Raw genomic sequence first — 15130 nt, 5'->3', positions numbered from 1 at the left:
GGACCCATCGGCGTCGACGACGCGCTCAACCGGCCGCGGCCGTCAGGGTCACCAACCGGGATCGATAGGTGACGGTGGCGTTGTCGTGCAGCCGGACGGACCAGGGCAGGTCGAGGGGCGGTCCGGTCGGCACCAGGGGCTTGGCGTCGGGGACGCCCCGATCGGCCATCGCGATCATCGCCGCGAGGGCCTCCGGGCTGTCGAGCCAGGCGGAGGACGGGGTGGCGTGGGAGGCCCAGTCGAGGGGCGTCGCGACGGCGACGTCACCCCCCGGCCGCGTCACCCGGCCGATCTCGGCGACGAGGCGCGCCGGGTCCGGCACGCAGTCGAGCACGTTCAGCGCCAGGACGCGCTGGAACGTGTCTCCGGCGAAGGGCAGGGACAGGGCGTCGGCGATCCAGAAATCCACCCGCTCGGCCTCCGGCGGGGAGAAGGGGGTTTCCCGGCGCTCGTAGCGGTTGCCGAGACGCCGGAGCGGGTAACGCAGCAGGCCGCGATCGAGGATGCCCCGGCCGATGCGCAGCAGGGGCCAGTTCAGGTCGATGCCGAGCACGGGTTCGTCGCACTGCACCGCCAGGTCGAGGCTGGTCCGCCCGGCGGCGCAGCCGATATCGAGCCGCGGGCCGCCGCCCCCGGCGCCCAGGCGCCGCAGGGCCTGATCCAGGCAGCGGCGCACGCTGCCGGGCGGCGTCGTGGCGTCCGGCTCCCCCGCGAACAGGTCGCCGTAGTGATCGTGGGCGTAACTCGATTGCTGGTGCCGGGCGATGCTGAAGGCCGAATCCGGCCCGACCGCGGCCCCGATCACGGCCTCCACCGCCGCGTCCTCGACGTCGCCCGCCAGGACGAGGTGGAGATTCGCCGCCAGCCATCCGGCGAGGTCCGGGACCAGCACCGGAACGCCCGCGATGATCGGGAAGCGCTGGCCGCACGCCGCGTCGCAGCAGCGCAAGACCCCGAACACGATCGCGTCGCCCGTCGCCTCCGCCCCCGGCTCCGGGATCAGGCGGCCCCGGCGGCAGGCCGGGCAGAGGGGCTTCAGGGCGTCGAAATGCAGACGGCGCATCCGGTCACCCGCCAATGATCACGGTGGCGCAGCCCGGCGGCAGAATCTTGCCGGACGGGCTGGGAATCGGTGCCACGCAACTCGCGTGGAGGGTCGCGTCGCCGGCGCGCGCCGCCGGCATCTTGCCGATCAGCACCGTGGACGAACCCTTGGCGATCATGCCGGGACCGGCCGGAACGCAGCCGATCAGGAGGCAGGGCATGGTCGTGTCGGTGGCCCGTGCCGCCGGCATCTTGCCGATCAGGACCGTCGGGCAGCCCTTGATGATGGCGAGCGGCATGGCCGGATGCGGCACCGGCGTCGGCACCGGGGCGGGGGGGTGGATCGGCGCGTGACAATGGGGCGCCGTCTGCAGGACGAGGTCCCCGATGCGAGCGGCCGGCGGCATGGGCGGGGCTCCGGTCGGCGCGTTCAGCGCACCGTGTAGACGAAGCCGCCATCGCGATCGATGCCAGCATGGACATGCTGGATGGGCGCGCCGCCGGCCAGATGTTCGAGGACGCGGACCGAGAGCTCGGGGAGCAGGGTCCGCGACAGGATGTTCTCGACGTTGCGCGCCCCCGACGCGCTCTCGGTGCACCGTTTGGCGATGGTCTCGATCAGGTCGGGATCGTAGTCGAACGTCGCCTTCTGCGTGTCGGCAAAGCGCCGGCGGATCCGCTCCAGCTGCAGCACGACGATGCGGCGCAGGGTCTCGTCGCTGAGCGGCAGGTACGGCACCAGGGTGACCCGGCCGAGGAACGCGTCCTTGAAGACCTTGCCGAGTTCCGGCCGCAGGGCCGCCGCCAGGGCGGCCGGATCCGGTATCGTCTCCGGGTCGGCGCAGAGCTTGGCGATCAGATCGGAGGCCGCGTTCGAGGTCATGATGATGACCGTGTTCTTGAAGTCGATGTCGCGGCCCTCGCCGTCCCGCATCTGGCCCTTGTCGAACACCTGGTAGAACACGTCCTGGACGCCGGGATGGGCCTTCTCCATCTCGTCGAGCAGGATCACGCTGTAGGGCCGGCGCCGGACCGCCTCGGTCAGGATGCCGCCCTCGCCGTACCCGACATAGCCGGGCGGGCTGCCCATCAGCAGGCTGACCTTATGCTCCTCCTTGAACTCGGTCATCGTGAGGGTGGTGAGGCTCTGCGCGCCGCCATAGAGCAGGTCGGTGAGGGTCAGGGCGGTCTCGGTCTTGCCGACGCCCGAGGGGCCGACCATCAGGAACACGCCGAGGGGCTTGCGCGGGTCGGTCAGGCCGGCCCGGGACGTGACGATCGCCTGCACCACGGCCTCGAGCGCGTGATTCTGGCCGATGACCCGCTCCGCCATCGCGGCCCGCAGGGTCAGGACCGAGCGGATCTCCGTCGACTGCATGCGTCCGGCGGGGATGCCGGTCCAGTTCTGGACCACTTCGGCGATGGCCTGCGCGTCGACCAGCGGGAAGACCAGCGGCGCCTCGCCCTGGAGCGCCCTCAGTTCGTCCGAGGCGGCCGTGAACGCCGCCGACAGGTCCGCCGATGGATCGTCGCTCTCCGCCGCCTCGATCTCCGCCCGCAGCGCGCCCAGGCGGGCGACCAGCGCCTTTTCCCGATCCCAGCGCGTCGTCAGGGCGTCGAGCTCCCCGGCGAGGACGGCCCGCTCCTGCGCCAGGGTGGCGAGGCGCGCCCCGCCCTGGCCGTCGGTCCGCGTCTCGCGCGTCAGCATCGCCGTCTCGGTCTCGATCGCGTCGAGCCGGTGCCGGCGGTCCTCGATCGCGCCGGGCAACGTCGTCTGGCTCACCGCCACGCGCGCGCAGGCGGTGTCCAGCAGGGAGACGGATTTGTCGGGGAGCTGGCGCGCGGGGATGAAGCGCGCGGCGAGCCGCACCGAGGCCCCCACCGCCTCGTCGAGGATGCGGACCTTGTGGTACCGCTCCAGGGTCGCCACGAGGCCGCGCAACATGGTGATCGCGACGGGCTCGGACGGCTCGTCGATCTTGACGATCTGGAAGCGGCGCGTCAGCGCCGCGTCGCTCTCGAAATACTTCTTGTACTCGGCCCAGGTGGTGGCCGCGACGGTGCGCAGCTCGCCGCGCGCCAGGGCGGGCTTAAGCAGGTTTGCGGCATCGCCCTTGCCGGCGGCGGCCCCCGCCCCGACGAGGGTGTGGGCCTCGTCGATGAACAGGATGATCGGCTTGGGCGACGCCTTCACCGAGTCGATGACCTCGCGCAGCCGGCGCTCGAACTCGCCGCGCATGCTGGCGCCGGCCTGGAGCAGGCCGAGGTCCAGGGAGCGCAGGGTGACGTCCTTCAGGGCCGGGGGCACGTCGCCGGCGACGATCCGGAGGGCGAGACCCTCCACCACCGCGGTCTTGCCGACGGCGGCCTCGCCCGCCAGGATCGGGTTGTTCTGGCGCCGGCGGATCAGGATGTCGATGCAGCGCCGGATCTCCGCGTCGCGACCGAGAATCGGGTCGATCTTCCCCGCGCGGGCCTGCGCGGTCAGATCGACGGTGAACTGCTCCAGGGCCCCGCCGGGCCCCGGCGGGAGGCCCCCGGCCGAATCGGGGGCCGCGCCGCCCTGCGCGGTCGGCGCGGCCTCGGCGCTCGCCGCCGTCAGGGCGGCGAAGTCCCGCTTCACACCCTCGGCCGACAGGCGATGGAGGTCGTCCGCGATCTGCCCGAGGCGCCGCGCCGACGCCTCGTCGGCCAGCATCGCCCACAGGATGTGGCCGGAGCGGACGGAGGTCGCGCCGGCCTCGACCGACGCCAGGAGCCAGGCCTGCTTGATCAGCGCCACCACGTCCGGGGCGAAGCCCGGCGGCCGGCCGTTGCCGCTGCGCAGCCCGTCGAGGATGCGGTCGAGACCGGCGATCAGGCGCCCCCGATCGATGCCGACCTGATCCAGCATCATGGCCACGTCCGACCGGGGATGCTCCACGAGGCGGCGCAGCCAGTGCTCGATCTCGATGTTGTAGTGCGCGCGGGTCAGCGCAAGGCCGGCCGCAGCCTCGAGCTCCTGTCGGCACACGTCGTTCAGGCGGCGAACGAGCAGACGCAAATCAACCGACACCATCTGAACGCTTCCTGTGGCCGCCTGGCCGCACTCTCTAAGCTTAACTTTGCGGATTGGCGAGTGTTCAGTGTCAAAAAACCAGCTTCGCGAGATCTGAGGATTATAGAAGCCGACAAAAAGATCGAAGTTAAAGGCGTAAATAGTGAAATTTATTATAGAAATGCTCGATTTTAAAAAGTATTTTTCGTTACGTTCTAGATCTATAAGTCATATTGACTGCCTTTCGCGGAAAGGATCTGGGCGGCGTCAGCGCGGACCGGTCGCGAGGCCCGAGCGGCAGGGCCTGGGAGCGTCCAGCCGCAGGAGCTGGCCCTGTTCGCGCCGGAACGCGTCCCGAAGCGCGACATCGGACGCGATGCGGGCACGTTCCACGGCTTCCCGGTCTTGCACCGCCGGGCTTCGAGATCGGCCGCCGGCACCGTCCGGCTGAACGCTGGGGCGCTGTCCCGGGCGGGCGGGGGACCGCGGCGAGGCGGTTCGAGGCCGCCGCTGCGCTCCGGCACGTCAGGATGAGGGCCCGGATGGGTGGTTCTCCGCCGAGCGGCGTTTCATCGATCCTGCGACGGTTCTCAGGCCGCCGTGGGCACGCGGGTCCCGCGCGAGTTCAGGACGCCGATACTCGCCGCCAGCCCATCGGCCGCCTCCTGGATCGCTCCGGCGACCTGAGCTTCGCCCCGGCCGGTCAGGGCGCGCCGGCATCGGCCCAGCTCCCGTTCCAGATCGGAGGTCAGCACATGGTCGCCGAGGGACGACAGCAGCCGGCGGACCGTGTCCGTCAAGGCCGGCAATTGCGCGGCGGGCACATCGGCGATCAGCGTCGCGAGGGTCCGCCAGACTTCGGCGGCGAGGGTGTTCTGCATGCTCTCCGACGCGACGACACCGATCGCGGCGATCGCCTGGATCGCGTCGTCCACCGCCTTGTCCCGGTAGATGACCCGTGACGCGGCGCGTTCCGGGATCGGCCCGGCGCAGCTCCAGCGCGCGATGATGTCCCGCAGGCCGTGGCAGACCAGAATCGCCGGCTGCGGGTTCTGCTTCGATGTCGACGCGGTGGTCCAGGCGATCGAGGAGAGCTGCTCGATGCCGAAGCCGGCATCCCTGTCGATGGTCCGCCGGGATTCGATCCTGATGGCCGCGCCGACCGCCCCTTCGAGGGCAGCCCGGGCGTCCGCCGTCAGGGGCCGGGGGGCATGCAGGCGGTAGAGGGGATCCCGGAAGGCCACGTGGGTTCCGATGCGGGCGATGATCTCGATGTCGGTGTCGTGATGCGCCGCGGACCGCTCGATGGCCGGCACGTCCAGGTCGCAGACCACGCCATAGGCGTCCGTGCGGACGATCTGCGACCACGGCAGGCCCTCGCGCGGCGTCCGGCGCGTGGCCTCGATCAGGGGCCGCTCCGCCGCGCGGGCCTTCAACGTGTGGCCATGGATCGCGGTGACGACCGAGTGGGGCCGCATCTGATCGATGGTGCTGTAGATCAGGATGACCACCAGGCACAGCGCGGCCCCGGTCATCAGGAGCGACAGCAGGGCCCCGAGGATCGGTTTGTGCTCGGGGCTGGCGCTGCCCAGCGTCAGCAGGACGAACACGCTGAGCCCGACGAAGAAGCCGAAGCTGACCTTGTTCGAGCGCCGCTGAATGAACTGGTCGTAGACGTCCGTGGAGAGCGTCGCGGCCGTCTGCTGCACGGCGATCAGCAGGAGCGAGAAGGTGATCGAGGTCACCGTGATCATGCCGGACGCGACCGTGCCCAGGAGGCTCGCGATCGCGGCGGTGTCACCGAGCAGGTGAGCCAGCCACGGCAACGGGGCGGGACCGGGCCCGCCCCAGAGGATGTCGTCGAGGACGTAGGTCAGCGCGAAGAGGCCGAAGAACCCGGCGATGACGATGAGCGGCAGGCCGATGAACTCGCGCAGCGACCGCCTTGCGAGCGCCAGGAGCCGATCGACGACGTGGCTTGCGATCCTCATCGGGCGACGGCGGGCAGGCTTCCGGATCGGTGCGTCACGCCGATGCCCCGGTCGGTACCGCGCGGTGCGGGCCGGTCCCGACCAGCGCCGCTCGACGCTCGACCGCGTGCACCGGCGGCCCGATCAGCGACGCATGTCCGTGGGCAGGTGCTGGATCGGATCGACCGTGCCGCCGTTTCCCGCGCCCTGCACCGACCCCCCCGACGTCATCACATCGGTGGACGAACTGATGGCGCTGGGCGGCGCGACGCGACCTGTCGACTGGTCGGCCGGCGCCACCGGACTGTCGGACCGATGGGTCCCCGGAGGAAGGGTCGCGGGCGTGGGTTGGTCGATCCGGCTCCCCGCCGACTGCGCTTGCGCCGCGCTCGACATCGTCAGGATCATGAGTCCGAGACCGCCGACGGTTCCCAGACAGGCCGCAAAGGGACGCGCAGATCGCTTGAACAATGGAGTGTCCTTGAAGGAGTTAGACTCGGCCCCCGGCCATGCGCGGCGAGCCGCGCGTGGCCGGGGTTGCGGATGGCCGATGCGCGGTCGAGCCGCTCCGGCGCCGCGCTCGACCGGACTTGCGCGCCCTACTTGACGCCGCTCGGCTGGCCGGTCGGCCCCATACCGATTCCGCGACCGTTCGGCGCCGACGCGGAGGCCGTCCCAGCCCCCTTCCGCATCATGTGCCGCCGATGCGTCGTCGCGCGGTTCCGGGTCATCCGAGCCCAGCTTGTCGGAGCGCCGTTCAATCCCGCGACCCGATCGCCGCTGCGAGCGGTCGCCGGTGTGGCCAGGCTCGTGGCAACGATCATGAAGCCTGCGGCCAATCCCATGAACCTGAGTGACATGATCGTTACCCCCCCTGGAATTATGGAAACAATCTGGAAACAGAGATCCGAACTCTAGGTGGCCTGAATAGTTCCGCAGTCAGAAACGCGTCATCCGTTCCGCGAAACGATCCCCGGGCGGAACGACCGCTCTCAAGCGCAGCTCCGACAGGGGGCACGGCAGCGTCGGGCCGGACGCGGGGCGACCGCCCGGCCTGATCCCGCCTCGGACCGATCCGCTCGGGGATACGGGCATCGGTGCCGCTGCCCGGGAGACAGCGCAGGGGAGACGTCGCATGACGGAAGGTGCCCGGATCGTCCATGTCGTGTTCGGCCGGTCGGTCGCCGCCACGCTGCGCGACACCCTGGCGTCGCTCGGCATCCCTGAGCCCGTGATCGGCCTGCCCGACAGCCTCAGCGTCGGTCCCATCGACCCGGCCGATGCGGATACCCGGCAGGCCTGGGACAGGTCCGTCCTGCGGTCGGGGTCCGCGCTGCGGGATGAACGCGACGACGACCCGATCGACGCGGAACAGGCCTGGGCCGCGGCGACCGCGCCCGGCACCGCGCCGGTGTTCTGGGCGTGCCTGCGCGCGCCGGCGGAGCACGCCTGCTTTCTGGCCTTCGCCGCCCGGATGCACGGGAGGCCCTTCGATTTCGTCGACGCGACCGACCTCGACATCACGACGGCGGACGGGATCCGGAGCCCCTGGTCCCTCGGTATGCTGCGGCGGCAGGACATCGTCGCGTCCAACCTCTACGCGCGCCGGCGTCCGCTCTCGCCCGACGCGCGTCGGGCGGCGTCGGATGCGTGGTCGCGCCTGCAGCGCGAGAACGCGCCGTTCCGGATCGTGCGGGCCGGGCGCTTGGTGTCGGCACCGCTCACGCATTACGACGCCCTGCTGGTCGGGCAGGCCGGCCCGGATTGGGAGATCGCCGCGCGCCTGATCGGCCGGGCGATGGCGACGTTCTGGGACGCGCCGAGCGGCGACGCCACGGGGGACGCCGTCCTGTTCGGGCGCATGCTGGCGCTGGGGGAGGCCGGCGCCCTCGAGATCGCCGGTCCCGGACCGGGCCTGCGCGCTTATCAGGTCCGCCGTCCGGCCGGGTGAGAGGCGACCCGACGGGATGCGGTGCCCGCACCCCATCCCGGGCGATCCGACCTGCTGACCGGCCATGCCGGCGCGCTTGCCGCGCCCGATCCGCTGCGCCAGCGGGGGCCGGCGCCCGGCAAACCTGTCGCCGGCCGGCAGGCCGTGCCGGGGCGGCGTGCTACGCCCTGCAGCGCGCGACGACCTGGCGGAGGGACTCGCGCTCCTGGGCCGGTGCGAAGCGATCGGCGCGCTCTGTACAGAAGGCGCCGAGGGCGCTCAGGAACCCGGGCTCCTCTTCGGCCCGCAGGAGCAGGGCGGCCAGGGCCGCGTCGTCGCCGACCGGGAAATAGCCGGGATAGGTCGGTCCCAGCAGGCCGCGGGTGCCCGGAATGTCGGAGGCGATCACCGGCAGGCCGGCCACGACGGCCTCCGACACCACGTTGGCCCCGCCCTCCTGGTGGGAACTGAGGACCATGACACGCCCGCGGGTCAGCCAGCGCCGCACCAGGGATCCGGGCCGGTCCCCGAGCCACAGGTAGCGCGGATTCTCGGCCATCTCGGCGTGCGCCCGGGCCGCCCAGACCGCCTCGTGGGCCCCGCCGAGATGGACGACGCGCAAGCGCGACCGGGCCGGAAGCCGCCGGGCGGCGCGGGCGGCGCGGAACGGGTCCTTCTCGGCGCGCAGGTGCCCGACGACGAGGACCTCGAACGCCTCCGCGGAGGCCGGCCAGCGCTGGCGACGGGGCAGGGCGGACTGGAACACGACATCGACCTTGGCGCGGTGACGCTCCGGAAGGGCGGCGGGGATCAGGTCATGCAGGCCGATCAGCCGGTCGGCCAAGTCGAGCGAGCGCAGCGTCGGCTCCGGGTCGGCCGCAAGATAGTGGTAGACGTCGGTGCCGGTCAGGGCGACGATGAGCGGCCGCTCCGGGTGGCGCGCCTTGAAGCGCGCGATGGACGCGGCGCTGCGCCAGGCGTGCAGCGCCAGCATCAGGTCGGCCTCGCTCTCCGGATCGTAGGTCGTCGCCACGTCGACTTGGTGCCCGAGATCGCCGAGGATGCGCGCCCAGCGCATCGCCGTCGTCCGGTTCCCAGCGCGCGACCGCTTCGCCGCCGGCGTGATGAGGCTGATCTTCATGATTGCGACAGGCTTCCAGGACGTCTGATGACCGCACAGGTTTCCGCCGCCGATCTCGTGGCGATGCTGCAGGACTCCCGGGCGCGAACGCTCGAACTCGTGGCAGGCCTCGACCGTGCGCAACGCATGGGGCCACAGCACGACATCGTGAACCCCCTCCTCTGGGAAATCGGGCATCTCGCCTGGTTCCACGAACAATTCATCCTGCGCGGCCCCGACGGACATCCGCCCCTGATGGACGGGGCCGATGCGCTCTACGATTCCGCGCGGGTGCCCCACGCGACGCGCTGGTCGATCCCGCTGCCGGCGCTGCCCGAGACCCTCGCCTACATGGCCCGCGTCCACGCGGCCCTGATCCGGCGTCTCGCCGATCGCGAGCCCACACCCGAGGAGGCCGATCTCTACCAACTCGTGATCTTCCACGAGGACATGCACGACGAGGCCTTCACCTACACGCGCCAGACCCTCGGCTACCCCGCGCCCGCCTTCGCCGCATCGGCCTCCGCCCGGCCTGCGGGAACCGGTCCCTGGCCCGGCGACGTCGCCGTGGGCGGCGGGACCTGGCGGCTCGGGGCGGAGCCCGGCGGCGGCTTCGTCTTCGACAACGAGAAATGGGCGCATCCCGTTTCCGTCGCACCGTTCCGCATCGCCCGCGCGCCGGTGACCAACGCCGAGTTCGCGGCCTTCGTGGCGGATGGCGGCTACCGGGAGGCGGCCTACTGGGACGCGGAGGGCGCGCGCTGGCGCGACGGCTGCGGCGCCGAGCACCCAATCTACTGGACGCGTCGCGGCGCGCGGGACTGGACCGTTCGCAGGTTCGACCGGGACGCGCCGCTGGCCCCCGACCAGCCGGTCGTCCACGTCAGCTGGCACGAGGCCAACGCCTATTGCCGCTGGGCGGGACGGCGCCTGCCCACGGAGGCGGAGTGGGAGGCCGCCGCCGCCGGTGCCCCGGCCCGCGACGGGACCCTCGACGCGGCCAAGCGCCCCTATCCCTGGGGCGAGGCGGCGCCCACCCCCGAGCGCGCCAATCTCGACGGCGGCCATCTCGGCTGCGTCGACGTCGCCGCCTACCCCGCGGGCGACAGCGCCTGGGGCTGCCGGCAGATGCTCGGCAACGTCTGGGAATGGACGGCGAGTCCGTTCCTGCCCTTCCCCGGCTTCGCGCCCGATGCCTACAAGGAGTATTCGGAGCCCGCCTTCGGGACCCGCAAGGTGCTGCGCGGCGGCGCCTGGGCGACCCGCGCGCGCATGGTCGACACCGCCTATCGCAACTTCTTCGGCCCGGACCGCCGCGACGTCTTCGCCGGCTTCCGCACCGTGGCGCTCTAGCCGCGCGCAGCAGGCGCACGAGGCGGGATCGAACCCGCCTCAGGCCTCGACCCGGATGCCGGGGGGGCCGGCCTCGAACCGACCGACGATGGCGGCCTGCGTGAAGCCCGCGGCGTGGACCTGGGCCAGGATCGCCTCAGCCCGACCGGGCGCGCAGGTCACGAGCAGGCCGCCGGAGGTCTGGGGATCGGTCAGGATGTGGCGGCGCCAGTCCGGCAGACCCTCGGGCAGGGTCACGTGGTCGCCGAAGCTCGCCCAGTTGCGGTGCGAGGCCCCGGTGACGAAGCCGTCCCGCGCGAGCGCCTCGGCCCGGGGCAGGAGCGGGATCGCGCCGCCCGCGACGACGAAGGTCAGGCCGGCGCCGCGCGCGAGTTCGAGGCCGTGGCCGAGGAGGCCGAAGCCGGTGATGTCGGTGATGGCGTGGACCTCCGCGTCGCCCGCGAGATCCGCCCCGACCCTGTTGAGGCGCGTCGTGGTGGCGACGAAATCGGCATAGCCCGCGGCATCGAGGGCCTCGCGCTTGATCGCGGCGGAGTAGATCCCGACGCCGAGGGGCTTGGTCAGGATGGCCACGTCGCCGACCCGGGCGTCGGCGTTGCGCCGGACGCGGGCCCGGTCGCACAGGCCGATCACCGCGAGGCCGTAGATCGGCTCCGGCGTGTCGATCGAGTGGCCGCCCGCGATGGGGATGCCCGCCTCCGCGCAGGTCGCGGCGCCGCCCTTCAGGATCCGGGCGACGACCTCGGGGGCGATCTTGCCCACCGGCATGCCCAGGATGGCGAGCGCGAGGATCGGCTTGCCGCCCATGGCGTAGACGTCGGAGATCGCGTTGGTGGCGGCGATCCGGCCGAAATCGTGGGGATCGTCCACCATCGGCGTGAAGAAGTCCGTGGTGGCGATGAGGCAGGTCCCGTCATCCAGCGCCCAGACCGCCGCGTCGTCGGCCGTCTCGTTGCCGACGAGCAGGCGCTCGAACGGGCCGGCCACCGGCTGGTCGGCCAGCAGCGTGCGCAGCACCGCGGGGTCGAGCTTGCAGCCGCATCCCCCGCCATGGGCGAGGCTGGTGAGGCGAACCGGGGGCGTGTCCATAGTTGATTCCTGTGGCATCGGGGGCTGTGACGGGCGCGGGTTGGGCCGGTCCTACCAGACAAGGGCCCGCCGCCGCGATCGCGCGGCATCGACCGGCGAAATCCATCCGCGACACGGGGTCGCCCGGCGCGGCGAACCCGCGCCGGCACGCGCGCATCGTCCCGGGAGGCGGGTTCCGGCTTTCGGGAAAAGACGATGCGGATCAGAAAATTAGCGTCGCGTCCCGGTTCCGGTTTCCGCGACGATGCGCTAGCCGTCAAGGGACGGGTCCATCGGCCTCCGCCTGCGGGCGTCGAATGTCGGAACACGGCTGGGAGCGGCGATGCTGAGACGGACGTTGAACGGTGCGTTGCTGGCGGGGCTGGGAAGTCTCGTCGTGTCCGGTCCCGCGGGTGCGCAGGAGCGCGCCAAGCCGGCCTTCGTCTTCACCGGCATTCCCGACCAGGACGAGAGCCGCCTCGTGGAGCGCTTCGGCAAGGTCGCGACCTATCTCGAGGACAAGCTCGGCGTGCCCGTGACGTACATCCCCGTGAAGAGCTACCCGGCGGCGGTGACGGCCTTCACCAACGGCCAAGTCCAGCTCGCGTGGTTCGGCGGATTCACCGGGGTGCAGGCGCGCAAGGCCTCCCCCGGCGCGCAGGCGATCGCGCAGGGCGCGGAGGACGCGGCCTTCAAGACCTACCTCATCGCCAACACCAAGACCGGCCTGACGAAGGCGGCCGACTTCCCGAAGGCGATCGCCGGCAGGACGTTCACGTTCGGCTCCCGCGCCTCGACCTCGGGGCGCCTGATGCCGGAATACTTCATCCGCGAGGCGTTCCCGGGCAAGACCCCGGACGAGGTGTTCGCCCGCGTGGGCTTCTCCGGGGACCACAGCCGCACCATCCAGCTCGTCCAGTCCGGGGCTTTCGAGGTCGGGGCGGTCGACTACTCGGTCTGGGACCTCGACAGCAAGGCCGGCAAGGTCGATCCGAAGGAGGTCGGCATCATCTGGGAGAGCCCGCCCTTTCCCGACTACCAGTGGACCGTGCGGGGCGATGTCGACGCGATCTATGGCGCCGGCTTCACGGACAAGCTGAGGGCGGCGCTCGTCGGTATCACCGATCCGGCCATCCTCGCGCCCTTCGCCCGCTCGAAGTTCATCCCCGTGACCAATGCCGCCTACGCGCCGATCGAGCGGGTGGCGAAATCCACGGGCCTGCTGGACTGACGCGGGCGCAGCGCGGTGACCGTACCCCGACCCGAGCCGGAGATCGTCCTGTCGGGCGCCCGGGCGGCCTATGACGGCAAGCCCGTCCTGTTCGGGGTCGACCTGACCATCCGGGCCGGCGAGCGGGTCGCCCTGATGGGACGCTCGGGGGCGGGGAAGTCGACCCTGCTCGGGTTGATCCACGCCCAGGCGCGGGCCCGCACCGCGCTGATCCCCCAGGCGGCGGCCCTGGTGCGGACCCTGTCGGTCTTCCACAACGTCTATATGGGCCGGCTCGACCGGCGCTCGACCCTGCACAACCTGCGCACCCTGGCGTTTCCGGCCCGGGCCGACCTGTCGGAGATCCGGGACGTGCTCGGGGAGGTCGGGCTCGCCGGCGAGCTCCGCGCCAAGGCCGGCGCCCTGTCGGGGGGGCAGCAGCAGCGCGTCTCCGTGGCGCGCGCGCTCTATGACGGGCGCCCGATCCTGATCGGCGACGAACCGGTCTCGGCCCTGGACCGCGCGCAGGGCGGCCGCGTCCTGGAGCGTCTGGCCGCCCGCCACGAGACCCTGGTGCTGGCCCTCCACGACATCGCCCTGGCGCTCGCGCATACCGACCGGATCGTCGTCCTCGATGCCGGGCGCATCGTGCTCGACGCCCCCGCCCGCGACCTCGACGAAGCGGCCCTGGTCCCGTTCTACGGGCAGGCCGCGTGAGCGTCCTCCGCCGGATCCCGGGCTGGGGCTACGCGGCGGTGACGCGCTGGTTCGCGGCCGGCGCACTGGCCGCGCTCCTGGCGGCCGATCTCGCCGTCACCAGCCTCCATCCCTGGGCCGACCTGCGGCGCCTGCTCGGCGGCCTGCTCCATCCGGACTTCCCGGCGGTGGAGGTCTGGAGCGTCGTCTACACCGTCGCGTTCGCGATCCTCGGGGTGACGCTGGGGGCCGGGGCCGGCTTCGTCCTCGCCATACCCTTCGCCCGGGCCCGGAGCGTGCGCCTCGTCTGCGCCGGCCTGCGCTCCGTGCACGAGCTGTTCTGGGCGCTGCTCCTGATGCAGGTGTTCGGCCTGTCGGCCACCACCGGCATCCTCGCCATCGCGCTGCCCTATGCGGGCATCTGCGCCAAGGTCTATTCCGAGATCATGGAGGAGGCCGACCTCGCGGCCCTGCGGGTGCTGCCCGCGGGAACCGGTGCCGTCTCGGCCTTCGTCTACGGCCGCCTGCCGGACGTGGCCGCCGCCTTCCGGCATTACACGCTCTACCGGTTCGAATGCGCCATGCGCTCGACCCTGGTGCTCGGCTTCATCGGCCTGCCGACCATGGGCTTCTACCTCGAATCCGCCTTCCGGCAGGGTCGCTACACCGAGGCTGGGGCCCTGCTCCTCGTGTTCTACGCCCTGATCGGCTCGCGCCGGCTGTGGATGCGGCTCGCGACCCTGCCGGTCCTCCTCGTCGCCAGCGTCCTCGCCCTGCCGCGGACCGTCGGGACGACGCACTGGCTCGCCAGCCTGGGACGCTTCGTGACGCACGACATCGTCCCGAGCCCGCTCCGGTCCGGCGCGCTCCTCGACCCGGCGACCTGGAGCCGGCTCGGGCTCTGGTTCCAGCCGATCCTCACCCAGCAGATCCTGCCCGGCGCGGTCCAGACCCTGGTGCTCGCCCAGGTCGCGCTGGTCGCCACCGCGCTGGGCGCCCTGCTCCTGTTCCCCCTGGCCTCCCGCCGGTTCGCCGGTCCGATCGGCCAGCCGTTCGGGCGCGTCCTCCTCGTCGTCGTGCGCTCGACGCCGGAATACATGCTCGCCTACGTGCTGCTGCAGCTGCTCGGACCCTCGATGCTGCCGGCGATCCTGGCGCTGACGATCCACAATGCCGGCATCGTCGGCTATCTGATGGGGCGTCATGCCGACGATCTCCCCTACCGGGCCGACGCCCCGACGGGCCTGAACCTCTACAGCTACGAGACGGTGCCGCGGCTCTACGGGCAGTTCCTGGCCTACCTGCTCTACCGCTGGGAACTGATCCTGCGCGAGAGCGCGATCTTCGGCATCCTCGGCGTCGCGACGCTGGGCTTCTACGTCGACGCCGCGATCTCGGAGCTGCGCCTGGACGTCGCCGTGCTGCTGATCGGGGCGACCGCCCTCCTGACCATGCTGGTGGACGCCCTGTCGCGGACCCTGCGCCGGTCCCTGCGCCTCACCGAGCTGCCGATCCGCCTGTCCGAGCCCCGGCACGGATCCGCCCCGAACCCACCCCTCCGGACGGCCTGCTCCTGACGGGCCCGCGGCCCTTCACCGACCCGTGGCTGCGACCGTGTCGTCCAGTCCGATCTGTGAGCCCGCCGGGCGAGGGGCCGGGCGAGGCGCGGGACGCGTGCGGGTGAGATCCGGACCGCGGTCGC

General features: G+C 71.9%; 12 protein-coding genes. 5 read left to right on the top strand and 7 right to left on the bottom strand.

Going from position 1 to position 15130, the window contains the following annotated elements:
- Window positions 1-25: 25 nt before the first annotated feature.
- From AC3IF3_RS09840 to AC3IF3_RS09820, 5 genes are all read right to left on the bottom strand, one after another.
- A complete protein-coding gene (locus AC3IF3_RS09840) occupies window positions 26-1063 on the bottom strand; it encodes a methyltransferase domain-containing protein (RefSeq protein WP_489228544.1) in 1038 nt (345 codons plus the stop codon).
- A 4-nt stretch (window positions 1064-1067) separates the two neighbouring features.
- On the bottom strand, window positions 1068-1451 hold the full coding sequence (locus AC3IF3_RS09835) for a PAAR domain-containing protein (protein ID WP_489215539.1): 384 nt from the start codon (window positions 1449-1451) through the stop codon (window positions 1068-1070).
- 23 nt (window positions 1452-1474) lie between these two features.
- Entirely contained in the window at window positions 1475-4102 is a 2628-nt protein-coding gene (tssH, locus tag AC3IF3_RS09830; RefSeq protein ID WP_489228543.1) for a type VI secretion system ATPase TssH, read from the bottom strand.
- 569 nt (window positions 4103-4671) lie between these two features.
- Window positions 4672-6072: a DUF2254 family protein gene (locus tag AC3IF3_RS09825; protein ID WP_489228541.1), complete on the bottom strand. Its 1401-nt coding sequence runs from the start codon at window positions 6070-6072 to the stop codon at window positions 4672-4674.
- 123 nt (window positions 6073-6195) lie between these two features.
- The gene (locus AC3IF3_RS09820; RefSeq protein ID WP_489228539.1) at window positions 6196-6459 is read right to left on the bottom strand and encodes a hypothetical protein; all 264 of its coding nucleotides are present in this window, start codon (window positions 6457-6459) and stop codon (window positions 6196-6198) included.
- A 727-nt stretch (window positions 6460-7186) separates the two neighbouring features.
- On the opposite strand from AC3IF3_RS09820, the gene AC3IF3_RS09815 reads away from it, so the two are divergent.
- On the top strand, window positions 7187-8002 hold the full coding sequence (locus tag AC3IF3_RS09815; RefSeq protein WP_489228537.1) for a DUF3658 domain-containing protein: 816 nt from the start codon (window positions 7187-7189) through the stop codon (window positions 8000-8002).
- A gap of 160 nt (window positions 8003-8162) precedes the next feature.
- On the opposite strand, the gene senB is transcribed toward AC3IF3_RS09815, so the two are convergent.
- On the bottom strand, window positions 8163-9122 hold the full coding sequence (gene senB / locus AC3IF3_RS09810; protein ID WP_489228536.1) for a selenoneine biosynthesis selenosugar synthase SenB: 960 nt from the start codon (window positions 9120-9122) through the stop codon (window positions 8163-8165).
- A 27-nt stretch (window positions 9123-9149) separates the two neighbouring features.
- On the opposite strand from senB, the gene senA reads away from it, so the two are divergent.
- Window positions 9150-10454 (top strand): selenoneine synthase SenA, encoded by a 1305-nt coding sequence (senA, locus tag AC3IF3_RS09805; RefSeq protein WP_489228534.1) that lies wholly within the window; start codon window positions 9150-9152, stop codon window positions 10452-10454.
- A 39-nt stretch (window positions 10455-10493) separates the two neighbouring features.
- On the opposite strand, the gene selD is transcribed toward senA, so the two are convergent.
- Window positions 10494-11543 carry a selenide, water dikinase SelD gene (gene selD, locus AC3IF3_RS09800; RefSeq protein WP_489228533.1) on the bottom strand — a complete coding sequence of 350 codons (1050 nt, stop codon included), beginning with the start codon at window positions 11541-11543 and terminating at the stop codon, window positions 10494-10496.
- Between the two features lie 322 nt (window positions 11544-11865).
- On the opposite strand from selD, the gene AC3IF3_RS09795 reads away from it, so the two are divergent.
- From AC3IF3_RS09795 to AC3IF3_RS09785, 3 genes are read left to right on the top strand one after another with little or no spacing between them, the layout of a single operon-like run.
- Window positions 11866-12753 carry a putative selenate ABC transporter substrate-binding protein gene (locus tag AC3IF3_RS09795; RefSeq protein WP_243968892.1) on the top strand — a complete coding sequence of 296 codons (888 nt, stop codon included), beginning with the start codon at window positions 11866-11868 and terminating at the stop codon, window positions 12751-12753.
- A gap of 15 nt (window positions 12754-12768) precedes the next feature.
- Complete coding sequence (locus AC3IF3_RS09790; protein ID WP_243968890.1) at window positions 12769-13449, top strand: ATP-binding cassette domain-containing protein; 681 nt, start codon at window positions 12769-12771, stop codon at window positions 13447-13449.
- The gene (locus AC3IF3_RS09785; RefSeq protein WP_489228531.1) at window positions 13446-15005 is read left to right on the top strand and encodes a PhnE/PtxC family ABC transporter permease; all 1560 of its coding nucleotides are present in this window, start codon (window positions 13446-13448) and stop codon (window positions 15003-15005) included. The genes AC3IF3_RS09790 and AC3IF3_RS09785 overlap by 4 nt, the downstream gene beginning before the upstream one ends.
- Window positions 15006-15130: the final 125 nt, after the last annotated feature.

The sequence above is a fragment of the Methylobacterium sp. J-118 genome (assembly GCF_057836565.1).
Note: the sequence above shows the minus strand (reverse complement) of the source record. Positions and strands in the feature narration are given on the sequence as shown.

Bases quoted from the DNA above. Each gene is read 5' to 3' on its own strand.
- AC3IF3_RS09840 (WP_489228544.1), bottom strand. From the start codon at position 1,063: ATGCGCCGTCTGCATTTCGACGCCCTGAAGCCCCTCTGCCCGGCCTGC.
- AC3IF3_RS09835 (WP_489215539.1), bottom strand. From the start codon at position 1,451: ATGCCGCCGGCCGCTCGCATCGGGGACCTCGTCCTGCAGACGGCGCCC.
- tssH (WP_489228543.1), bottom strand. From the start codon at position 4,102: ATGGTGTCGGTTGATTTGCGTCTGCTCGTTCGCCGCCTGAACGACGTG.
- AC3IF3_RS09825 (WP_489228541.1), bottom strand. From the start codon at position 6,072: ATGAGGATCGCAAGCCACGTCGTCGATCGGCTCCTGGCGCTCGCAAGG.
- AC3IF3_RS09820 (WP_489228539.1), bottom strand. From the start codon at position 6,459: ATGATCCTGACGATGTCGAGCGCGGCGCAAGCGCAGTCGGCGGGGAGC.
- AC3IF3_RS09815 (WP_489228537.1), top strand. From the start codon at position 7,187: ATGACGGAAGGTGCCCGGATCGTCCATGTCGTGTTCGGCCGGTCGGTC.
- senB (WP_489228536.1), bottom strand. From the start codon at position 9,122: ATGAAGATCAGCCTCATCACGCCGGCGGCGAAGCGGTCGCGCGCTGGG.
- senA (WP_489228534.1), top strand. From the start codon at position 9,150: ATGACCGCACAGGTTTCCGCCGCCGATCTCGTGGCGATGCTGCAGGAC.
- selD (WP_489228533.1), bottom strand. From the start codon at position 11,543: ATGGACACGCCCCCGGTTCGCCTCACCAGCCTCGCCCATGGCGGGGGA.
- AC3IF3_RS09795 (WP_243968892.1), top strand. From the start codon at position 11,866: ATGCTGAGACGGACGTTGAACGGTGCGTTGCTGGCGGGGCTGGGAAGT.